This window comes from Amycolatopsis pigmentata (assembly GCF_042684065.1).
GTDB lineage: Bacteria > Actinomycetota > Actinomycetes > Mycobacteriales > Pseudonocardiaceae > Amycolatopsis_E > Amycolatopsis_E pigmentata.
On record NZ_JBHUKR010000021.1, the window covers coordinates 408,195 to 429,873 of the forward strand.

16 protein-coding genes and 2 tRNA genes are annotated in these 21,679 nt (G+C 68.9%); 13 read left to right on the plus strand and 5 right to left on the minus strand.

What is annotated here, in order from left to right; all coding sequences use genetic code 11:
- The first annotated feature begins 3 nt into the window (after positions 1 to 3).
- Both ACFSXZ_RS33160 and ACFSXZ_RS33165 read left to right on the plus strand, forming a co-directional pair.
- Positions 4 to 1,572 (plus strand): ABC transporter transmembrane domain-containing protein, encoded by a 1,569-nt coding sequence (locus ACFSXZ_RS33160; protein ID WP_378269637.1) that lies wholly within the window; start codon positions 4 to 6, stop codon positions 1,570 to 1,572.
- Positions 1,569 to 3,350 (plus strand): ABC transporter ATP-binding protein, encoded by a 1,782-nt coding sequence (locus ACFSXZ_RS33165; RefSeq protein WP_378269638.1) that lies wholly within the window; start codon positions 1,569 to 1,571, stop codon positions 3,348 to 3,350. The genes ACFSXZ_RS33160 and ACFSXZ_RS33165 overlap by 4 nt, the downstream gene beginning before the upstream one ends.
- On the opposite strand, the gene ACFSXZ_RS33170 is transcribed toward ACFSXZ_RS33165, so the two are convergent.
- Positions 3,322 to 4,221, minus strand: a complete 900-nt coding sequence (locus tag ACFSXZ_RS33170) for an SGNH/GDSL hydrolase family protein (protein WP_378269640.1) — start codon at positions 4,219 to 4,221, stop codon at positions 3,322 to 3,324. The two genes, ACFSXZ_RS33165 and ACFSXZ_RS33170, sit on opposite strands and share 29 nt — an antisense overlap.
- Positions 4,222 to 4,588: 367 nt before the next feature.
- Here ACFSXZ_RS33170 and serA point away from each other — a divergent pair, with 367 nt between their 5' ends.
- From serA to ACFSXZ_RS33190, 4 genes are all read left to right on the plus strand, one after another.
- The gene (gene serA, locus ACFSXZ_RS33175) at positions 4,589 to 6,187 is read left to right on the plus strand and encodes a phosphoglycerate dehydrogenase (protein ID WP_378269642.1); all 1,599 of its coding nucleotides are present in this window, start codon (positions 4,589 to 4,591) and stop codon (positions 6,185 to 6,187) included.
- 333 nt (positions 6,188 to 6,520) lie between these two features.
- Positions 6,521 to 7,564, plus strand: coding sequence for a 3-isopropylmalate dehydrogenase (locus ACFSXZ_RS33180; protein ID WP_378269644.1), 1,044 nt, complete (start codon positions 6,521 to 6,523; stop codon positions 7,562 to 7,564).
- Between the two features lie 396 nt (positions 7,565 to 7,960).
- The gene (cimA, locus tag ACFSXZ_RS33185; RefSeq protein WP_378269646.1) at positions 7,961 to 9,574 is read left to right on the plus strand and encodes a citramalate synthase; all 1,614 of its coding nucleotides are present in this window, start codon (positions 7,961 to 7,963) and stop codon (positions 9,572 to 9,574) included.
- Positions 9,575 to 9,683: 109 nt separating this feature from the next.
- Complete coding sequence (locus ACFSXZ_RS33190; RefSeq protein WP_378269648.1) at positions 9,684 to 10,457, plus strand: fumarylacetoacetate hydrolase family protein; 774 nt, start codon at positions 9,684 to 9,686, stop codon at positions 10,455 to 10,457.
- Positions 10,458 to 10,459: 2 nt separating this feature from the next.
- Here ACFSXZ_RS33190 and ACFSXZ_RS33195 read toward each other — a convergent pair whose 3' ends face one another.
- Entirely contained in the window at positions 10,460 to 11,683 is a 1,224-nt protein-coding gene (locus ACFSXZ_RS33195; RefSeq protein WP_378269649.1) for an FAD-dependent oxidoreductase, read from the minus strand.
- An 87-nt stretch (positions 11,684 to 11,770) separates the two neighbouring features.
- On the opposite strand from ACFSXZ_RS33195, the gene gltX reads away from it, so the two are divergent.
- From gltX to ACFSXZ_RS33215, 4 genes are all read left to right on the plus strand, one after another.
- Entirely contained in the window at positions 11,771 to 13,261 is a 1,491-nt protein-coding gene (gene gltX, locus ACFSXZ_RS33200) for a glutamate--tRNA ligase (protein WP_378269651.1), read from the plus strand.
- A gap of 116 nt (positions 13,262 to 13,377) precedes the next feature.
- Entirely contained in the window at positions 13,378 to 14,124 is a 747-nt protein-coding gene (locus ACFSXZ_RS33205) for an HAD family hydrolase (RefSeq protein ID WP_378270085.1), read from the plus strand.
- 95 nt (positions 14,125 to 14,219) lie between these two features.
- A tRNA-Gln gene (locus ACFSXZ_RS33210) sits at positions 14,220 to 14,291 on the plus strand.
- 50 nt (positions 14,292 to 14,341) lie between these two features.
- A tRNA-Glu gene (locus ACFSXZ_RS33215) sits at positions 14,342 to 14,414 on the plus strand.
- Positions 14,415 to 14,523: 109 nt separating this feature from the next.
- Here ACFSXZ_RS33215 and ACFSXZ_RS33220 read toward each other — a convergent pair.
- Positions 14,524 to 14,820: an acyl carrier protein gene (locus ACFSXZ_RS33220; RefSeq protein ID WP_378269652.1), complete on the minus strand. Its 297-nt coding sequence runs from the start codon at positions 14,818 to 14,820 to the stop codon at positions 14,524 to 14,526.
- Between the two features lie 8 nt (positions 14,821 to 14,828).
- Positions 14,829 to 16,613, minus strand: a complete 1,785-nt coding sequence (locus ACFSXZ_RS33225) for a fatty acyl-AMP ligase (RefSeq protein WP_378269654.1) — start codon at positions 16,611 to 16,613, stop codon at positions 14,829 to 14,831.
- A gap of 327 nt (positions 16,614 to 16,940) precedes the next feature.
- Here ACFSXZ_RS33225 and ACFSXZ_RS33230 point away from each other — a divergent pair, with 327 nt between their 5' ends.
- From ACFSXZ_RS33230 to ACFSXZ_RS33240, 3 genes are all read left to right on the plus strand, one after another.
- Positions 16,941 to 17,540 (plus strand): TetR/AcrR family transcriptional regulator, encoded by a 600-nt coding sequence (locus ACFSXZ_RS33230; RefSeq protein ID WP_378269656.1) that lies wholly within the window; start codon positions 16,941 to 16,943, stop codon positions 17,538 to 17,540.
- Positions 17,540 to 18,703: an oxidoreductase gene (locus ACFSXZ_RS33235; protein ID WP_378269657.1), complete on the plus strand. Its 1,164-nt coding sequence runs from the start codon at positions 17,540 to 17,542 to the stop codon at positions 18,701 to 18,703. The genes ACFSXZ_RS33230 and ACFSXZ_RS33235 overlap by 1 nt, the downstream gene beginning before the upstream one ends.
- 223 nt (positions 18,704 to 18,926) lie before the next feature.
- Positions 18,927 to 19,886, plus strand: coding sequence for a sigma-70 family RNA polymerase sigma factor (locus ACFSXZ_RS33240; RefSeq protein ID WP_378269658.1), 960 nt, complete (start codon positions 18,927 to 18,929; stop codon positions 19,884 to 19,886).
- On the opposite strand, the gene polX is transcribed toward ACFSXZ_RS33240, so the two are convergent.
- Positions 19,887 to 21,623, minus strand: coding sequence for a DNA polymerase/3'-5' exonuclease PolX (gene polX / locus ACFSXZ_RS33245; RefSeq protein WP_378269660.1), 1,737 nt, complete (start codon positions 21,621 to 21,623; stop codon positions 19,887 to 19,889).
- Between the last annotated feature and the right edge of the window lie 56 nt (positions 21,624 to 21,679).

Genomic DNA, 21,679 nt, shown 5'->3' on the forward strand with positions numbered 1-21,679 from the left:
GCCGTGCTTGCCACCGCGATGTCTCCCCGGCGTGCTGGACGGACACTGATCCTGGAAGTGCTGCGCCGCCGCGTCCGTCCCGCGATCACCGCCAGCACGGCCTCGATCGTCCACCAGACGTGCGAAGCACTGGTGCCGCTGGCCATTGGTCTGAGCGTCGATCGCGCTGTCGGCGGAGGGTCGCTGACGGCCGTGCTGGTCGCCGTCGCGGCGATCCTGCTGCTGTTCGCGGTGCTCGCGACTGGCGGCGGTACAACGTCCTGGGTGCTGACTTCGGCGTGTCAGCGGGAGGCACATGATCTGCGAGTTCGCGTCATGGGGAGGATCCTGGCCGACCCGCGGGTAGCTGACGAGCGTTCAGCGGGCGAGCTGGCGACCATCCTGACCTCCGACACCAAGGCCACGGCGGAGGTGCTGCGCGGCTTGGTGTACCTGGTCTCGGGATGTGCCGGTCTGGTCGCGACAGCGGTGGTGCTGATCGGCATCGATGTGTGGCTGGGCCTGGGCGTTCTGGTGGTTGTCCCGGTGCTGATGGCCGGGGTGAACCAGCTCGCCCCGTGGTTGGAGCGCGTGGTGAGAGCCCGTCAGCAGACCAGCGGGCTCGTCGCCGCGCTGGCGGCCGAGCTGGTTCGCGCGCTGCGGACGATCCGCGGTTTCGGTGGTGTTTCCGAGGCTGTGCGGCGTTATCGCGTCTCCAGCCGCCGCGCACTGGACACAGCTCTCCGCACGACCACAGCGACAGCCACCGTGGTGGGAGCCGGCTTGCTGGCCACCGGCACCGTGCTGGTCGCCACGACAGTCGCCGCCGGCTTGCTGGCCCGGACCGGTCGGATCACCCTCGGCGAGTTCATCACCGTTGTCGCGATGGTGTCGTTCGTGGCCGATCCCATGCGGCGGATCACCACAGCCGTTCAGCAGGTGGCCGCATCCCGGGCCGGCGCTGCCCGGGTTGCGCACTTCCTGCGCCGGTCCGATGCCGGCGACGAACCGGCGCGGGCCGATTCACCCGAGATGGACGCCGATCTCACGGTCGCGCCGGGGGAGGTGCTCGGCGTGGTCACCACGGACCCGGTCAGTACCCAGGCCGTGCTGACCCGGCTCGCCGAGCGACCGGATGCCCTGATCGAGCCGGAGGACTCCTACCTGTTGGGCGGCAGCCTCGCCGAGGCCGTGAACACCGGCCGCGACACACCTGAGTACCTGGTCAACCAAGCGTTCGAAGCCGCGGACGTCGACAGGACGATCGCGGACCGGCTACTCGAAGGCGGCGCGAACCTCTCCGGTGGGCAGCGGCAACGCGTCGCGCTGGCCAGAGCTCTTGCCGCTGATCCATCCCTGTTGGTGTTACGGAATCCACTGACCGCGCTCGACGCCGTGACCGAGGACCTGGTCGCCGGGCGGTTGATCGAACTGCGCCGTACCGGCCAGGGCGGCACGGTCCTGATCACGACGTCGCCCGCGTTGCTGTCGCGATGTGATCGAGTCGTCTTCCTCCAAGATGGACGATCGATGATCGCGGCACCGGCCGAACTGGCCGGGTATCCCGCCTATGCCAAGGCGGTGCTCCGATGACGTTGCCAGTCGCCTCGGGCCGCCAGACGCTCGCCGGGCTCGGCAGGACACTGTGGAAGCGCCCTCTCGACTGCGTGGTCGCGGCCACGCTGACAGGACTTGCCGCGGCCGGGACGGTCATCGTGCCGATGATGCTTGGACGGTTGGTCGACGCCGTGCGCATGGGCGCCGTCCTGAGCCACCTGATTCTGCTCACCGCGGGCGCGGTGGTTCTGGGCATGGCGTTGACAGCCGCTGCCCAGCGTTCCGCTGAACGTCTCGGTGCCCACGCGGCAGCCGACCTCCGAGAAGACGTTCTGGCGCGGGCACTCGGCGCTGAGTCCAGAGTTGTCGAGAAGGCGGGCAGCGGGGACGTTGCGTCACGCGTCACCGAAGACGTGGAAAACTTCGTCGCCGCCCTCCCTCTCGCGGCCGAAGTGTGCGCCGCCGCAGTCACCGTCCTGGTGTCCGCTGCCGGTTTCGCCGCTCTCGACTGGCGTTTCGCGCTCGCTTTCACCGCCGTGTTCCCGATCTACTGGCTGAGCCTGGCGATCTATTTGCCCAAGGCGGGGCCCCGCTACGCCGCGGAACGGCGCGCAGCCGCCGAACGCGGCCAGGTCATGCTGGAATCGTTGCATGGGCGGTCCACTGTGGACGCGTACGACATGGCTCCGCTCCAGACGCGACGCTTGGCGGGGGCGTCTTCTCACGCGGTGAACTCGGCCCTCGGCGCGTCGCGGCTGTTCGTCTGGTTCTCCAAATCCATGAACGCCGCCGAGGCGATCGGTCTGTGCCTCGTGCTCCTGACGGGATACTGGCTGGTGAGCACCGGCGCCGTCACGATCGGCGACGTCACGGCGGCGGCGTTGTTGTTCCACCGCCTGTTCTCACCGCTGGGTTCGCTCCTGCTTTCGTTCGACGACGTTCAACGAGCCGGCGCGGCGCTCGCCCGGATCATCGGCGTCACCCTGCTTCCGTTGCCTGTTGTGCGACCCCATCGAACGCCCGTCGGGCAGGTCGGCATCACTGTGCGCGGTGTGCGCTTCTCTTATGACACCGGGCATGAGGTGCTGCGCGGAGTGGATATCACAGTCCCCGCAGGGACATCGCTCGCGATCGTCGGAGCGAGCGGCGCGGGCAAGACGACTCTGGCGAGTGTGCTCGCCGGCGAACTGGCCCCGTCGTCCGGCACGGTGTCCCTTCGCGACGAAGGCGGGAGTGTCGCACTCACTGACCTGGGTGCCGAGCAGCTCAGGGACTGGATCGGGATGATCTCGCAAGAGGTCCACGTCTTCGCCGGAACCCTGCGGGACGACCTGAACTTCGCCGCTCCCCATCGATCCGACGCGGAACTCGTCGCCGCCCTCGCCAGGACAGGCGCCACAGACTGGGTCGCCGCTCTGCCCGACCACCTCGAGACCCGCGTAGGCCCCGGTGAAACCCCATTGACCCCGGTCCAGACCCAGCAACTCGCGTTGGCCCGCTTGCTTCTGCGTGATCCCCCGGTCGTCGTCCTGGACGAGGCGACGGCGGAGGCCGGCGGCGGCGATCGCGCGCGCGAACTCGACAATGCGGCCATCGCGCTGGCCTCCGGGCGGACAGCGGTCGTCATCGCCCATCGCCTCGCGCAGGCCCGGGCGTGCGACCGCATCGCCATGATGAACGACGGGATCGTCGAAGAATTCGGCACCCATGAAGAGCTGGTCGCGCTGGGCGGTCACTACGCCGAACTCTGGTCGATGTGGTCACGCCGCGAACCGCAGACAGTCCTCAGCGGACGTCCACGGCGTGCGAAATGATCGCGGCGGCGTGGGCCATTCCCGTGGCATTCGGGTGGTAGGGGTAGGCAGGCGAAGCCGGGACGAGGCCTTCCAGCCAACGCCGCTCAGGCGGCTCGCACAGGCCGTGCCAGGCGCTGGGTCCTCGGATGTCCACGTAGGTCGCCCGGTGCGTGAAGGTTTCGTACGCCAGCATCAGCATCAGGTGGTCGAGCGTGGCCTGGATGTAGTTCGCGTCCTCGGGTGTGAAGGGATCCGCGGGGTAACAACCGCCCGGTCGCCAGTACGTCAGGTACCCGGTGACGATCACCCTGGCATGCGGGGACCGGCGGTGGATCTCGGCCAGCGCGGTGGCCATTTTCGGTGCTGTGTCGCGGATCCGGACGGAGAACTGGTCCACGCCGTCGGTCGTGAAGCGTTGTCGGCACGTCGGACCGGGCGGGGCGGGAGCCGGTTTCGCGCAGGCGAGGAACGTCTCGTACAGCTTCACGTCGTTGGCGCCGATCGCCAGGGTGACCAGATCGGTGTCGGGGCGCAGGGCGTCGAACTGGGGCGGCACCACGCCGAGCTGCCGGCCGGTGAGATCCGGGATGGTCGCTCCGGAGCAGGTCACGTCGGTGAGCTCGGCGCCGAGACGGGTGGCCAGCACGTGCGGCCAGTCGTGGTCCGAGCGCAGGCACACGGCGTCGATCTGGTTCGGGATCAGCGGTCCCGCGGCCGACGAGTCACCCAGTGCCACATACCGGACCGCCTGGACCGCGTTCGCCTGTACCGCGGGCAGGCCGGCCATGACGATCGCCAGTACACCGGCCAACACCGGCAAACGCGCCCACCGCGTGGCCGCTCCCCGTGCCGGCCCGCGGTGGTCAAGGTGCCGCGGACGAAACAGCATGGCCACTCCCGTCGCCGACGTCTTCGTCGATCAGGGTCAGCGTCCTCACCGTCTGGTGAAACGGTCAACGCACGGACTGGAACCTGTCCTGTTCGAGACAGCGGAATACGTCTTCCGCCCGATGGCCTTGCTCCGCCTGTCTCACGACTTTCGTCACTTGACATCCGGGTTCCGTCTGCCGGAACCGGAGTCGGACACCCGGTGTGGTGGCGCGACCGCGGGGATGTTCGATCGCGGGTCCGGGCATGCGGCCAACCGGGTGACGGGCGCCTGAGCAGCGAGGACGGTTCCCCCACCTGCTCAACCACGGCCAGTGCGGTGGCTAGACTTCGGGGCAAGACAGCCGCGTCTCTTTGGGAGCCTGATCGTGACCATTCCCGGCAAGCCCGTCGTGCTCATCGCCGAAAAGCTCGCCCCGTCCGTGCTGAACGTGTTCGGTGACGAGGTGGAGGTCCGGCACGTCGACGGAACCGACCGTCCCGCGCTGCTCGAAGCGGTCAAGGGGGCCGACGCGCTGCTGGTCCGCTCCGCCACCAAGGTCGACGCCGAAGTGTTCGCCGCGACGAACCGGCTCAAGGTCGTCGCGCGGGCCGGCGTGGGCCTGGACAACGTCGAGGTTCCCGCGGCCACCGCGCGCGGTGTGCTCGTGGTGAACGCGCCGACGTCGAACATCGTGTCCGCCGCCGAGCACGCCGTGGCGTTGCTGCTCGCGGTCGCCCGCCGGGTCCCGGCCGCCGACCAGAGCCTGCGCGGCGGCGAGTGGAAGCGCAGCGCGTACACCGGCGTGGAACTGCACGGCAAGACCGTCGGTGTGGTGGGCTTCGGCAAGATCGGCCAGCTCTTCGCGCAGCGGCTCGCCGCGTTCGGCACCACCGTGGTCGCCTACGACCCGTACGTCTCGGCCGCGCGGGCGGCGCAGCTCGGGGTCGAGTTGCTGAGCCTCGACGAACTGCTTTCCCGCGCCGACGCGATCTCGGTCCACCTGCCCAAGACCCCGGAGACCAAGGGCCTGATCGACGCCGAGGCGCTGAAGAAGACCAAGCCGGGCGTGCTCATCGTGAACGCCGCCCGTGGCGGGCTGATCGACGAGGACGCCCTCGCCGACGCGATCCAAAGCGGTCACGTCGGCGGCGCGGGCATCGACGTGTTCGCGACCGAGCCGACCACCTCCAGCCCGCTGTTCGGGCTGCCGAACGTGGTCGTCACGCCCCACCTCGGCGCGTCGACGGCGGAGGCGCAGGACCGCGCCGGCACCGATGTGGCGCACTCCACGCTGCTGGCTCTGCGCGGTGACTTCGTGCCGGACGCGGTGAACGTCGCCAGTGGTGGCACGGTGGGCGAGGAGGTCCGTCCGTACCTGCCGTTGACCCAGAAACTCGGCACCGTCGTCTCGGCGCTGAGCCCCAAGGCGCCGTCGTCGGTCACCGTGCTGGTGCGCGGCGAGCTCTCCGGCGAGGATGTCGCGGTGCTCCCGCTGGCCGCGCTGCGCGGGGTGTTCTCGCAGGTCGTCGAGGACCAGGTGACGTTCGTGAACGCGCCGAGGCTCGCCGAGGAGCTGGGCGTCCAGGTCGAGCTGGTCACGGAGCCGGAGAGCCCGAACTGGCGCAGCGTGGTCACCGTGCGCGCGGTCCACGCGGACGGCACGACGGCCTCGGTTTCCGGCACGATCACCGGCAAGGACGAGGTGGAGAAGCTGGTCGAGGTCAACGGCCGGCATTTCGACCTGCGCGCCGAGGGCAACATGCTGCTGCTGGAGTACCCGGACCGGCCGGGCATCATGGGCCGGGTGGGCACGCTCCTCGGTGAGGCCGGGATCAACATCGAGGCGGCGCAGATCAGCCAGACCACCGACGGCACGGACGCGGTGATGCTGCTGCGCGTCGACCGTGAGGTGGACGCGCACCTGCTCGACCCGATCGCCGCGACCGTCGGCGCCCGCACGATCCGCGCCGTGACCTTCGGCTGATCTCCACTCCTGGTTCGAGAGGAAGGTGGCTTTACTGCGAACAGTAAAGCCACCTTCCTCCACTACGAGCACCCACGGCGGTGGGCTACCGAGTGCTGGTGGTCCAGTGTGGACAGCGGGGGATCGCCCGGGGGCGACCCCCTGGCCAGGTGCAAGATCAACTTAGCCGATGATCGGCTGGTCCGTTCGTGCGTCTCGCACCCCGGGATATTCAGTCATAAGGGTGGTGCTGCTTCGGTCCTTTGGCGACGGCCGGTAACCTGCCTCCGCTGGAGTTTTCGCGTGACGGGGCGGTAACGTTCCCCGGTGCGCCGGTCGACGGAGGTGTCTGGAATGCGGCTCGCGGTGATCCCAGGTGATGGGATCGGACCCGAAGTGATCACCGAGGCACTCAAGGTACTCGGCGAGGTCGCGCCGTCGGTGGAAACGAGCACCTACGATCTGGGCGCCGCCCGCTGGCACTCGACCGGCGAACTGCTGCCCGAATCCGTTCTCGGCGAGCTCCGCCAGCACGACGCGATCCTTCTCGGCGCCGTCGGCGACCCCACCGTCCCGAGCGGGATCCTGGAGCGCGGGCTGTTGCTGCGGCTGCGTTTCGAGTTGGACCACCATGTCAACCTGCGTCCGGCGCGGCTGTACCCGGGGGTTCGAGGGCCGCTGGCCGACACCTCCGCGGAGATCGACATGGTCGTGGTGCGCGAAGGGACCGAGGGCCCGTACGCGGGCAACGGCGGTCTGCTCCGCAAGGACACCGAACACGAAATCGCGACCGAAGTCAGCGTCAACACCGCGTTCGGCATCCGCCGCGTGGTCGCGGACGCGTTCAACCGGGCCGAAGAGCGGCCGCGCAAGCACCTCACCCTGGTGCACAAGACCAACGTGCTGCTGCACGCCGGCTCGCTGTGGTCCCGCATCGTGGAAGAGGTCTCGCTGGAACACCCTGACGTCACCGTCGCCTACTCCCATGTGGACGCCGCGACCATCCACATGGTGACCGACCCGAGCCGGTTCGACGTGATCGTCACCGACAACCTCTTCGGCGACATCATCACCGACCTCGCGGCCGCGGTGACCGGGGGCATCGGGCTCGCCGCCAGCGGTAACCTCGACATCACCCGCCGCAACCCGAGCATGTTCGAGCCGGTGCACGGCAGCGCTCCGGACATCGCGGGCCAGAGCATGGCGGACCCGACCGCGGCCGTCCTGTCGGTGGCGCTGCTGCTCGACCACCTGGGCCAGCGCGAGTCGGCCCGCCGGATCGAGGCGTCGGTGGCCTTCGACCTCGCCACCCGCGACCAGGCGAGCCCCGGCTCCACCCACGCCATCGGCGACCGTCTCGCCGCGCTCGTCTCGTCGAACACCCGCGCGGTGGGCTGACGCGAGGCCGGCGTGAAAGCGAGCAAGGTGGATTTGCCGGCCGGAGGCGGCAACGGAGGCCTGCCACGGCGCAAGCTCCTCCGCCGGAGGCTGCTGCACGCGGCCGGACACGCTTTTCGTCCGGCCGCCGATTCAACACCGAGATATCCGGAGGAAATCCACCTTGTTCCAGGAAAACGGGGGGAAAGGTCCCACGCTGGGGTGTAGTCGGTGCGGGGCGGTTGGGGCCGGGCCGCGAATGTGGCATGATGCGGTCATGGCTTTCCACGCCGTGATCATTATCGGCAAGCGCGCCGCATAGTCCGCCAGACGGACCGACGGCGCGCTAACCTCTCGCACCCAGCGGGAGGTTTTTTGTTTGTCCGGTAAGCCTTCCATCCCGCAAGGAGACGAGCCTTGACCCGCACGGAACCCGCCGGCACTCCGCTCGGCGACGATTTCCACCTCTACGACACCACCCTGCGCGACGGTGCCCAGCGCGAGGGCATTTCCTACTCGGTCGCCGACAAACTCGCGGTGGCGCGGCTGCTCGACGAACTGGGTGTCGGGTTCATCGAGGGCGGGTGGCCGGGCGCGATGCCCAAGGACACCGAGTTCTTCGCCAAGGCCGCGGCGGGTGAGCTGATTCTCAAGCACGCGGTGCTCGTGGCCTTCGGGTCGACGCGCAAGGCCGGCGGCACGGCGTCCCGTGACGCGCAGGTTCGCGCCCTCATCGACTCGCAGGCGCCGGTGGTGACGCTGGTGGCCAAGGCGGATCGCAGGCACATCGAGCGCGCGCTCCGGGTGGACGTCGACGAGGCGTGCGCGATGGTGTCGGACACGGTGTCGTTCCTGGTGGGGGAGGGTCGCCGGGTCTTCCTCGACGCCGAGCACTTCTTCGACGGGTACGCCTACGACGCCGAGACGTCGTTGCGTGTCCTGGACGCCGCGGGCAACGCCGGTGCCGACGTGATCGTCCTGTGTGACACCAACGGCGGGCAGCTTCCGCTCGGCCTGGCGGAAACGGTGCGTGCGGTCAAGGAACGCACGGGCTTCCGGATCGGCATCCACTGCCAGGACGACACTTCCTGTGCGGTGGCCAACAGCGTGGCCGCCGTCCAGGCCGGCGCGACGCACGTGCAGTGCACGGCGAACGGTTACGGGGAGCGGGCCGGTAACGCGGACCTGTTCGCCGTGACCGGAAATCTGGTGGCCAAGCTGGGCATGGAGGTGCTCCCGGCCGGAAGCGCCGCCGAACTCACCCGGGTTTCCCACGCGCTCGCCGAGATCGCGAACATCGCCCCCGACACCCATCAGGCCTATGTCGGGGCGTCGGCCTTCGCCCACAAGGCGGGGCTGCACGCGAGCGCGATCAAGGTGGATCCGTTGCTGTACAACCACATCGATCCCGCTCTCGTCGGCAACGACATGCGCGTCCTGGTGACCGAGATGGCGGGCCGGGCGAGCCTGGAGCTCAAGGGGCGGGAGCTGGGCGTCGATCTGGCAGGCCGTCCCGAGGTGCTGACCAGCGCCGTCAACAAGGTGAAGCGGCTGGAGGCGGAGGGCTGGTCCTTCGAAGCTGCCGACGCCTCGCTGGAACTGTTGCTGCGCAAGGAGGTCGAGGGCCCGGACGGTGACATGGGCGAACCCCCGTTCACCCTGGAGTCCTACCGGGTCGTGCTGGACCACCGTCCGGACGGCGTGGTGGTGTCGGAGGCGACGGTCAAGGTGCACGTCGGCGGCGAGCGGGTGATCGCCACCGCGGAAGGGAACGGCCCGGTCCACGCACTGGACGCCGCGTTGCGCAATGCGCTGCTGCCGCGGTTGTCGTGGTTGGACAGCATGACGCTGGCCGACTACAAGGTGCGCATCCTGCCCGGCCATCCCGGGACAGACGCGGTCACCCGCGTGCTCATCGAGTCCAGCGACGGTGACCGGGAATGGACCACGGTCGGCGTGCACGGCAACATCGTCGAGGCGAGCTGGCTGGCCCTGTGTGACGCCCTGGTCCACAAGAGCCTTCGCGCCTGAGACGGCCGCGCGCCGGTCGAGTCCACTGTGGACGGAAGCGGGGCGGGCCGGTGCCCGCCCCCTCGACGCCGGTCGCGATCGGGCCCCGCCACGGCATTAGAGTGGCACCGTGCGCCTAGCTCGGATTGCCCATGCTGCCGGTGTCGTGTTCGCCTCGATCGAGGGCGAGGGAGGTGACGCCGAAGCGCTGGAGATCGCGGAACATCCGTTCGGCCGTCCCAACTTCACCGGTCGCCGCTGGCCGCTGGCCGACGTGCGGCTGCTCGCGCCGATCCTGCCGACGAAGGTGATCGCGGTGGGCCGGAACTACGCGGAGCACGCGGCCGAGTTCGGCAACGAGGTCCCCGCTTCGCCGATGATCTTCCTGAAGCCGTCCACCAGCGTGATCGGCCCGAACGCGGCGATCAAGCTGCCCGCGGCGTCCGAGCGTGTGGACTTCGAGGGCGAGCTGGCGGTGGTGATCGGGCAGCAGCCGTTGCGCAACGTGCCGGCGTCGCGGGCCCTCAGCACGGTCCTCGGTTACACCGTCGCCAACGACGTGAGCGCTCGTGACCTGCAGAAGGCCGACGGCCAGTGGGGGAGGGCCAAGGGGTTCGACACGTTCTGCCCCCTCGGCCCCTGGATCGAGACCTCGCTCGACCCGGCCGACCTGGCGCTGCGCACCGAACTCGACGGCGAGGTCAAGCAGGACGCACGGACCTCGCTGCTGGTGCACAAGGTGCCCGAACTGATCGAGTTCATCTCCGGCGTGATGACCCTCCTGCCCGGCGATGTCATTCTCACCGGCACCCCCGCGGGCGTCGGCCCGATGACCGATGGGCAGCAGGTGTCCATCACCATCGAAGGCATCGGCACTCTCACCAACCCCGCCCAGAAAGCCTAGTTTCAGGGGCGCCGCGCGAAGGACGGCGCGGATTCGGGGCGGAAACCGATCCCGATCAGGTAGGCCGGAAACTGGGAGGCGGCCGGGAACGTCCGCAGAAGCCGCACGAGCGGCTTCGGCATCCCCGCGCGCCTGCCCTCCATCGCGGGCCGGATGATGTTGCGGTGCATGAGCCGTTGAAGGCCTTGCACCATCACGGTGGGCAGCCCGCGCCGTCGCTGCACCTTGGCCAGATCGGCCGTGGTGACGCGCCCCTGACGCAGCGGCCAGGCGAGCAGTTCCGCGGTGGCGACGGCGTCCTGTACCGCCAGGTTGATGCCCACGCCGCCGATCGGTGACATCGCGTGGGCGGCGTCGCCGATGCACAGCAGTCCGTCGACATACCAGCGCCGCAACCGGTCCAGCCGGACATCGAGATGCTTGACGTCGTCCATCGACTTGATGCCGTCGGTCTTGCCGGCGTAATCGGGCAGGACCGAGGCGATTCGCTGCCGGAACGCCTCGATGCCGTCGGCGCGCAACTGTGCGTCGATTCCCTTCGGCGCCATGTAGGCGACCTGGAGATAGCCCTCGCGCGGGATGCCGACCGCCAGGTGGCGGTCGGTCAGGCTCGGGGTGAGCGCCGGCTGCGGGTTGCCGTCGGTGGGCAGTCGGAACCACCAGGCGTCCATCGGGACCGGGAATTCCCGGGGCCGGAGGCCGGACTGGCGTCGCAGCAGGGACCAGCGGCCGTCACAGGCCACGACCAGGTCCGCCCGGATCTCGCCGGTCTTTCCGCCGGCTTCGCGGTAGGCCACACCCGTCACGCGTCCCGATTCCTTGATCACGTCGGTCACTTCGGTGTTCATCCGGAGCGTGAAGGTCGGTTCGGCTCGTGCGGTTTCGGCCAGCAGGTCGAGCAGGTCCCACTGGGGCACCATCGCGACGTACGGGTGCGGTGTGCGAAGCCGGCTGAGGTCCGCGAGCACCACCCGGTTCCCCTCCTCGTCCGGGAACGCGACCTCGCTGATGTGGCTTTGCGGCAGGGCCGCGAACTTCTCGCCCAGGCCCAGATCGTCGATCAGGTGCAGGGTCGACGGATGCACGGTGTCGCCCCGGAAGTCGCGGAGGAAGTCGCCGTGCTTTTCCAGCACGGTCACCTCCACACCGGCCCTGGCCAGCAACAACCCCAGCACCATCCCGGCCGGTCCGCCCCCAGCGACGACGCACCCCGTGCGTTCGGTCATGGATCCCACCTCATTTCATCGTCTGTTGAATAAGTTCAGCATGGCGTGCTCGGGGCGGCGGGTCAAGCGGGATAGGCTGATCGGGCTATGACTCCCAAACGTGACGCGGTGCGTGCCCGCTTCTGTCCTTCTCCGACCGGAACCCCGCACGTCGGACTGATCCGCACGGCGCTGTTCAACTGGGCGTTCGCCCGGCATCACGGCGGCACTCTGGTGTTCCGCATCGAGGACACCGACGCCGCGCGGGATTCCGAGGAGTCCTACGAGCAGCTCCTGGATGCCCTGCGGTGGCTCGGCATCGACTGGGACGAGGGGCCTGACGCGGGTGGTGACCACGGTCCGTACCGGCAGAGCCTGCGCCGCGAGATCTACGCCGACATCGCCGCCCGGCTGCTGGAGGCGGGCGAGCTCTACGAGGCGTACTCGACCAACGAAGAGGTCGAGGCCCGGCGCAAGGCCGCCGGGCAGGACCCGAAGCTGGGCTACGACAACTTCGACCGTGACCTCACCGAGGAGCAGCGCGCCGCCTTCCGTGCCGAGGGCAGGCTGCCGGTGCTGCGGCTGCGTATGCCCGCCGAAGACCTCGGCTGGCACGACCTCGTCCGCGGGGACATCAGCTTCCCGGCCGGCTCGATTCCCGACCCGGTTCTGGTCCGTGCCAACGGTGACCCGCTCTACACGTTGACCAATCCGGTCGACGACGCCCTGATGCGGATCACCCACGTGCTGCGCGGTGAGGACCTGCTGCCCTCCACGCCGCGTCAGATCGCGCTCTACCAGGCGTTGCGGCGCATCGGGGTGACCGACTTCGTCCCGGAGTTCGGTCACCTGCCTTACGTGATGGGCGAGGGCAACCGGAAACTGTCCAAGCGTGATCCGCAGTCGAATCTTTTCAACTACCGCGACAAAGGTTTCATCCCGGAGGGGCTGCTCAATTACCTGGCGCTTCTGGGCTGGTCCATCGCCGACGACCGGGACATTTTCAGTGTGGCCGAACTGGTCGCGGCGTTCGAAATCACCAAAGTCAGCGCGAATCCGGCGAGGTTCGACGTCAAGAAGGCCGAGGCGATCAACGCCACGCATCTGCGCGCGCTGGACCCGGACGACTTCGCCGCGCGTGCGCTGCCTTACCTGGTCACCGCCGGCGTGCTGCCGGAGCGGCCGGACGAAGGCCAGCTGGCGAAGCTGCGCACCATCGCTCCGTTGGTGCAGGAACGGGTGACCGTGCTGTCCGACACGGCCGCGCTGGTGCGTTTCCTGTTCGTCGGCGAGGAAATTTTCGCGCCGGAGGAAGACGCCGCGGCCAAGGCACTTGGTCCGGACGCGGAACCGGTGCTGCGCGCCGCGGCCGAGGCGCTGCGCGAAGTCGGGGTGTGGGAGGCGCCGGCGATCGAAGAGGCGCTCAAGAAAGCCTTGGTGGACGGGCTGGGACTCAAGCCACGAAAAGCTTTCGCTCCGGTCCGGGTGGCGGTCACCGGCCGGACCGTCTCACCGCCGCTGTACGAGTCAATGGAGCTGCTCGGCCGGGAGATTTCACTCGGGCGGCTGCTGCGCGCGTTGCCGGGCGACGGACGGTAGAGGATCACGATCACGAATCAAACGGGCCAATCACCTTGTCGGTCGAGTCGCTGAGACGCTGAGTCCCCTAGCCTCGCTGGGTGGATTTTGCGCGCACGTGCACGACTGCCCCCGATATCCCGTTCGGTGCGCCCGCCGACCCGTGGATCCCGCCCAACCTTCGCCTGGTTTGCCTCGACATCGACGACACTCTGGTCGACTTCACCGCTGCCTGCCGCACGGCGCTCGCCGTCCTGCTCGGGCGGTCCGATCTCTGGCCGTTGTGGGAGCGGATCACCGAGCGGCACACGGCCATGGTCGTCTCCGGTGATCTGGACTACGCGGCCGCGCACCTAAGACGCACACAGTGCTTTCTGGGCGAGTTGGGCGTGGTGGTGGACACCGAGCACGCGTCGGGCTTCGAGACCCGGCGCAAGGAACTGGTCCGGAGATCGTGGCGGCTCTTCTCCGACGTCCTACCGTGCCTCGACTGGCTTCGCGCCGCAGGCGTCCTGCTCGCGGCCGTGACCAACGCCTCAGGAGCTCATCAGCGCGCCAAGCTCACCGACCTGGGCCTGGCGCGCTTTTTCGATCACGTGGCGATCGCGGGGGAGATCGGGGTGGCGAAACCCGACCCTGTGATGTTCCACTCGGTCTGCGCGACGCTGGGCTGCACCCCGGAGGAGGTGGCGCACGTCGGTGACAAGTTGCACACCGACGCGGTGGGGGCCCGCGACGCCGGTTTGGCGGGCATCTGGCTCGACCGCGGGTCTTGCGGCGAGCGCGAGGTGCCCGAAGGGGTGCACGTCATCGACGGCCTTGACGAACTGCCGCAACTGCTGGTCAGCGAGTTCGCGCGGATAGGTGTGCCGGCCCAGCGGTGATCGTTTCCCGCCCCGGTTTCCGGGCCCGGCAGGGGGTGGTCTACTATTTTCTTCCGGCGGCGCTGATCCAGATCGCGAACGGATCGGCTGACCGTTGGGGTATGGTGTAATTGGCAGCACGACAGATTCTGGCTCTGTTAGTCTAGGTTCGAGTCCTGGTACCCCAGCCGCGGAGAGAAGATCTTACTCTGGTAGGTTTCCTCTCGCGACAAGGCAAGCCCCCGTCGTCTAGCGGCCTAGGACGCCGGCCTCTCACGCCGGTAGCGTGGGTTCGAATCCCATCGGGGGTACATAGCCGAGTACGAGTCGCGTGTGCCGGGTCAAAACGACCCGGCCTACGCGCCGTCCGAAGGTTCGGCGCGTAGGCCCGGCTTAAACAGAGTCCCGTCTGATCCATGATCAGGCGGGACTTGTTGTTTCCGGTAGGCCGAGTTTTTCGCCGAGGTGGTGGGTCACCGCGTTGACGGTCTGATGTTCGTACAACAGCCCGGGCGGGAGCCTGCGGTCGACGAGCCTCGCCAGTGAACCGGAAACCTGGAGCGCGACGCGGGAGTCGAGTCCGTACTCCTCGAACGCCCGGTCCGGGTCGATTTCGGTGGGCGCCAACGCGACCCGGACGGCGAGGTCGGAGATCAGCCAGTCCCGGAGGGCTTGCCGGGTCAGGGGGCCGTTCAGCGGTCTGATCTTCTTGAACATGGGCGATGTCACATTTCCGGAAGTGCGGCGACGAGGGTGGATCCGGTTCTTCGCTCGCTTTCGTGAGGTGGCCGGCAGAGCGTCCCGCGCAGGTACAGGCTCCGTGCCTCGCGGCGGCGCGTCTTGCCGCTCGTGGTGACCGGGATCGCGCCCACGGGGACGATTCGTACGTCGGACGGCCGGACGCCGTGCACGGCCGTCACAGCGGCGATCACCGCCTCGCTTGGGTGCCGGTGCTCGGCGGCGAGCGCGCGCGCCGTGCCACGGAACTCGGCGACCACCACGAGCCGCTCAGCATGTCCGTCGTCGACCGAGAAGGCCACGGTGCGGCGCAGACGGGGATGTGCTTCCGCCGCCGTGCGCTCGACGTCCTGGGGATAGAGATTGCGGCCCGCGATGACGATGAGGTCCTTGATCCGGCCGGTGATGAAAAGCTCGCCGTCGAGCAGGAAGCCGAGATCGCCGGTGCGCAGATAGGTCCGGGCGCTGCCGGGAAGCCGTGCCCCGAAGGTCTCCGCGGACAGCCGCGGCTTTCCGAGGTAGCCCTGGGCGACGCTCGGGCCGCGCACCCAGACTTCGCCGATCCGGCCAGGAGCCTCGGGACGGCCGGACCACGGGTCGGCGATGACGACTTCGTGACCCGCGGCGACGGAGCCACAACTGATCACCCGCGTCGACGCGCGGCCCTCGGGCGGTGCCGGGGCTTCGACCGTGACGGTGCGGGCGGCGCCACCTGGCCGCCCGCCCGATACGAACAGCGTGGCTTCGGCCAGGCCGTAGCACGGGAGGAGGGCGGCGCGGCGGTAGCCGCACGGGGCGAAGCGCGCCGCGAATCTGTCCACAGTGGATGGTGAGACCGGTTCGGCGCCGCAGCACAGCCGCCGCAGCGAGGTCAGGTCCAGAGTGGCCAGTTCTTCGTCGTCGACGGTCGAAACACAGGCGTCGAGCGCGAAGTTCGGGGCGAGCGAGATGGTCGCGCGGTGATCGGTGATGGCCTTGAGCCACCGGTACGGGCGCTGGGCGAAATGCGCGGGGGAGAGCAGCACCAACGGCCAGCCGCCGTAAACCGCGAGCAGGATCGTCCCGATCAGGCCCATGTCGTGGTAGGGCGGCAACCACGCGCAGCCGACGCGGGCCGGATCCGGGCCGAGCGCGGCCTCGATCGCGGCACAGTTGCTCAGCACGTTGTGGTGCGAGAGGACGATTCCCTTGGGCTCGCCGGTGGAACCGGAGCTGTACTGCACGATGGCGGGCTCGTGGCGCACCGGTGGGACAACGGAATCTTTTCGTGGGGCGAAGGAGAATTCGTCGAGAAGAATCCGGCCGCGGACCTCGCCGAGGCACGGGCTCGCCGCCGACCGGGAATCCGCGATCACGAGATCGGGGTCGCAGTCACGCACGATCGAGCGGAACCGGGCAACCGTGCCGCGCCCGTCCGGGGGAAAGGCGGGGACGGCCGTGGCGCCGGCTCCGGCGATGCCGAACAACGCGGCGACGAAGGGCAGGCCGGGCTCCAGCGCGAGCACGACCCGGCGGTTGCGCAGGTCGTGCCGCCGCACCTCTTCGGCCACCGTGGCGGCGTGTCCGGCGAGATCGGCATAGGTCCAGTCGATGGCGTGCCGGGTGGTGCCGTCGGGCAGGAAACGAAAGGCGAGCCGGGTGGGCGCTTCGGCCGCGCGCTGCTGAGGAAGCCACGCCAGCGAGGGGGACTCCGGGCCAGGGGCACGCCGCGCGGCGGGGCGGGCGGTGGTGGCCGGCAGTGGGATCGGCACTGCCGTCGGCGCCGAGAGCACCGATATCACCACCTTCGTCGATTTCCGGGGGAGAGCGTCACGTCCGTCTCCTGTGTACCCGAGCCCGGCAGTGGCTGGAAGGGAGCGAAACGGAAGCGGCCTGATCGTGTGCACCTCACGATCCGTCATCGCGCGAACGAGGGAATCGACGGGCGGAGTGGTCAGGCACGATCGGGGATCACCCGGCCTGTGGACCGCGATCGCGGACCGGAGTGGCTCGCGGCCGGGGTGCGGTGGGCGGGCCGGCGAGATCGGGAACCGGAGTCGTCCAATCAGTGATTCAATCAGTGATTGAACAGCGGCGGAAAAGGTGCTGTACTACCGGGCATGGCCGCGGTCACCGATCTCAGCGCGCGCGAGCGACTGCTCGACGCGGCGGAGCGCCTGTTCCTGGAGTCCGGCTGCGACGGGGTGTCCGTGCGCGCCATCAACGCGGCCGCCGGGATGAACCCGGCCGCGGTGCACTACCACTTCGGGTCGCGGGAGGACCTGGTCAGCGCTCTGCTGGAGAGCAGGCTGGCGCCGTTGTGGGAGCGCCCGCTGGCCGAACTGGCCCGGCGCGCCGCGCCGTCACCGGAGGAACTGGCCGACGTGGTGATCACCCCGCTCGCCGCTCTGGCGAAGGAACCGTCCGGCCGGTTGTACCTGCATCTGCTGGCTCGGACCGTGCTCGGCGACCATCGCCCGGCGTGGACCTCACGCTGGTTCGGATTGACGCCCTGGGCGGGCCTGCTGCGCTCGTCACAGCCAGGCCTGAGCACGCACGAGGCGAAGCAGCGCTGGACCCTGGCCTTCCAGCTGATCCTGCACACCTTCGGCGCGCCGCTGGCCGCCGGACCCCTCGCGTCCGCCCCGTCGGCGGCGGCCGTGCGCAGGCTGCGCGCCTTCGTCACCGCCGGCCTCACCTCGACCATGGGAGAGCGGTGATGGAAGACGTGTTCTCACCGGCCACGCTGGGCCCGGTACGCCTGCGCAACCGGATCATCAAGGCGGCCACCTTCGAGGGCAGGAGCCCGGAGGGAGCGGTCACCGATGACCTGATCGGCTTCCACCGCGGGATGGCGGCCGGTGGGGCGGCGATGACCACGGTGGCCTACTGCGCGGTCGCGCCGGAGGGCCGGACACACCGGCATCAGCTCGTGCTCGGCACCGGCGCCCCGGCCGGGCTGACCCGGCTCACCGAGGCGGTCCACGCCGAAGGCGCCGCGGCGTGCGCGCAGATCGGGCACGCCGGCCCGGTGGCCAACCCCGCGTCCAACCGGCTCCCCGCGCTCGCGCCTTCCCGGCTGCCCAGCGCGGCGCTGCGCCCGGCGCGGGCGGCCACGACGGCCGACCTGGAACGGATCGTCGAAGGCCACGCGAACGCGGCCCGGGTGGCCGCGGATTCCGGTTTCGACGCGGTGGAACTCCACTTCGGACACAACTACCTGGTGAGCTGCTTCCTCAGCCCGCTGCTGAACCGGCGCACCGACGCCTACGGCGGCAGTTTGGCCAACCGTGCGCGGCTGGCGCTGGAAATCGCGCGTGCGGTGCGGGAGGCGGTGGGTGGCCGGGTGGCCATCACCGCCAAACTCAACATGGACGACGGCGTGCCAGGGGGTTTCTGGCTGGACGAAAGCCTTCAGGTGGCTCGCTGGCTGGAAGCCGACGGAACGGTCGACGCACTGGAACTCACCGCGGGTAGCTCACTGCTCAACCCGATGTATCTGTTCACCGGAGAATCGCCGGTGCGGGAATTCGCGGCGGCTTTTCCCGGACCGCAACGGTGGGCCCTCAGGCTCGCCGGGAAGAAGTTTCTGCGCGCCTACCCGTATCGCGAAGCCTATCTGCTCGATCGCGCCCGCCAGTTCCGCCGTGAACTGTCTCTGCCGTTGATCCTGCTCGGCGGCGTCACCCGGCGCGCGACGATGGATCTCGCGATGGCGGAAGGATTTCCGTTCGTGGCGATGGCGCGTGCGCTGCTGCGCGAGCCCGATCTGCCACGGCGAATCCGCACCGATCCCGGAACCACCTCGCTGTGCATTCACTGCAACAAATGCATGCCCACGATCTACCGGCGCACCCGTTGTGTCCTGACCGCGGAAACCTGACAGTCTGGCTGCAAATCGGGAGTTGCCTGATCGAAGTGACCAGGCGAACGCGCCGTCCGAAGGTAGCCTATCTCGGGGGCAGGGCTCCGATCAGCAAAACGCGAGCAAGACACGGAGGAGAGCCCTGGTCACGAGATCGGCTGGGCGCGTTCACCAACAGGCACTGACACGGGAATGTGATGCCGGGTACTCGCGTTGTATCCAGGCGTGAAGGGAGGTGCTGATGGAGGCGAGCACCACCAAGTCCCGCCGTCCCGGCAGGCAGTTTCAGGACGGGCCGGACCTCCTCAGGCGCTATCTCGACGAGATCGGCTCGATTCCGTTGCTCAGCGCGCAGGACGAGGTCCGCTTGGCCAAACGGATCGAAGCGGGCGTTTATGCCGCCGAACTGCTTCGCCGGGCCCAGGCCGGTGAAACCGAGCCGGTAGCCGACCGGCGTGACCTGGAGACGGTCGCGCGCGAAGGCGCGCTGGCCAAGGACCAGATGATCCGCGCGAACCTCCGGCTGGTGGTCGCGGCGGCGAAGAAGCGCCGCGGCAGCGGACTTGTCCTGCTCGACCTGATCCAGGAGGGCAACCTCGGCCTGATCCGTGCCGTCGAGAAGTTCGACTACGCCAAGGGCTACAAGTTCTCCACCTACGCGATGTGGTGGATCCGGCAGGCCATGCAGCGGGGGACCACGTTCGGCTCCCGTCTGATCCGCCTTCCCGAGCACGCCGTCGAGCAGGTGGCCAAGATCGAGACGGCGGATCGCGACCTTGCCGAGCGTCTGGGACGCAGGCCCACCACGGAGGAACTCGCGGCGGAGACCGGGCTCACCCGCGAACGGGTGGCCGAATTGAAGCGGGTCGGCCGGGTGACGGCCAGCCTGGACAGCCCGGTCCGGGAAGACGGTGACACCTCGCTCGGCGACCTGATCGCCGAGGCCGCGCCGGAACTGCCGGACGCGGCGGAGGCGGAGGCCGCGGCTGAGCGGGTGGACGCGTTGCTGGCCAAGCTGACGCCGGTCGAAGGCGAGATCGTCGCCTTCCGCTACGGGCTCGACGGCGGGGGTCCGCACACCCTGCGGGAAACCGCCGACCATGTGGGCCTGAGCAGCGCGCGGGTGCGGCGGCTCGAGGAACTCGCGTTCGGCAGGCTACGCGAGGAGTCGGTGCGCGAGGACCTGGAACTGGTCGCCTGATCAGCGGCGGGTGAGGGCGCGGCTCTTTTCCCTGAGGAATCGGCGGAGCCGCGCCTCGGAGTAGGTGTTGATCACGTCGTCGGGGCCTGCCCAGCCCCGTTGCGCGGTGGCCACTCCGAACCGCAGGTAGTCCAGATGAGGCACGGCGTGCGCGTCTGTCGAAACGGCGAAGCGCACGCCGAAGTGCCGTGCCCGGCGGACCAGATCGCCGTCGAGGTCGAGCCGCTCCGGGGACGAGTTGATCTCCAGTGCGGTGCCGGTGCGCGCGGCCGCCCGGAACACCGCGTCGTGGTCCAGGTCCACGGGTGGCCGTGAACCGATCAGACGGCCGGTGGGATGCCCGATGACGTGCACGCACGGATGCTCGATCGCGCGCAGGACCCTGGCGGTCATCTCTTCGCGCGACTGGCGGAACCGGGAGTGCACCGAGGCGACGACAATGTCGAAAGTGGACAGGAACTCCTCGTCCCAGTCCAACGAACCGTCCGGCTGGATGTTGAGTTCCGTGCCGTGCAGGAGGGTGATGCCCGCGGTGCGCTCGAGCGCGCGGATCCGCCGTCGTTGCTCGAGCGCCTTTTCGGTGGTCATGCGCTGCATCCAGAGGAGTGGTGCGTGGTCGGTGATCGCGTAGTACTCGTAACGGTGTTTCTTGGCCGCCGCGACCATTTCGGTGAGTGACGCGACACCGTCGGTGAGATCGGTGTGGGTGTGCAGGTCTCCGCGGATGTCACCGATGTCGGCCAGCGACGGGAGACGGCCTTCCAGCGCCGCTTCCACCTCGCCGGTGCCTTCGCGCAATGTCGGCGGGATCCAGGGCAGGCCGAGTCGCTGATAGACCTCTTCCTCGGTTTCGGCGACGATCAACCGGCCGGTCGCGACGTCGAACAACCCGTACTCCGACAGCTTCAGCCCCGCGCGCACCGCGAGTTCGCGAACCTGGATGTTGTGCGGCTTGGACCCGGTGAAATAGAGCATCGCCGCGCCCCATACCGAGGGATCGACGACCCGCACGTCGACCTGCACGCCGGTGGTGGTGAGCACCGAGGTCTTCGTCGGGCCGTGCGCGAGTACCCGTGCCACCATGGGCAGGCCGGCCACGTCCGCCATGATCGGTTCGGCGTCCACCGCGGCGACCAGCAGGTCGATGTCGCCGACGGTGTCCCGCATGCGCCGCAGCGAACCCGCGTAGGCGGCCAGACGCACCTGGGGCAGACCGGAGATCCGGTAGAGCAACTGGGAAGCCAGATCGAGGGCGTAACCGAGTTGCACCCGGCCGCCGGCCGAATGAGCCTCTCGCAACGAGCGCGCCAGGTTGTCTTCGCTCTTTTCACCCCAGCCACGCAGTTCTCGCAGCCGGTGTTCGTGCAGCGCGTGCAGAAGGCCGTCGACCGACGTGATGCCGAGTTCCTCATAGACCTGGTGGGCATGTTTCGGACCGAGGCCGGGCACGGTCACCAAGGTGCGCAGGCCCGGCGGCACCTGTTTCCGCAGCGTCGTCAGTTCCCCGACCGACCCTGTGTCGAAGTATTCGAGGATCTTGCGGGCGGTGTGGCTGCCGACGTCGGGAATCTTTCGCAGTGCCTTTTCGTCGAGTTCCGCGATATCCGCCGGATACCCGGCCACGGACCGCGCGGCCTTCTCATACACCCGGACTTTGCAGTCAGGGCCGCCGGAAATGGCCAGTAGCTCGGCGAACTCCCGCAGCATTTCCGCCGCGTCGTCGTTGGATCGCGCCATGATCGTCCCGAAGACATGAGGGCCCGCCCAAAGAGGACATTTCCCCGTCTTGCGAC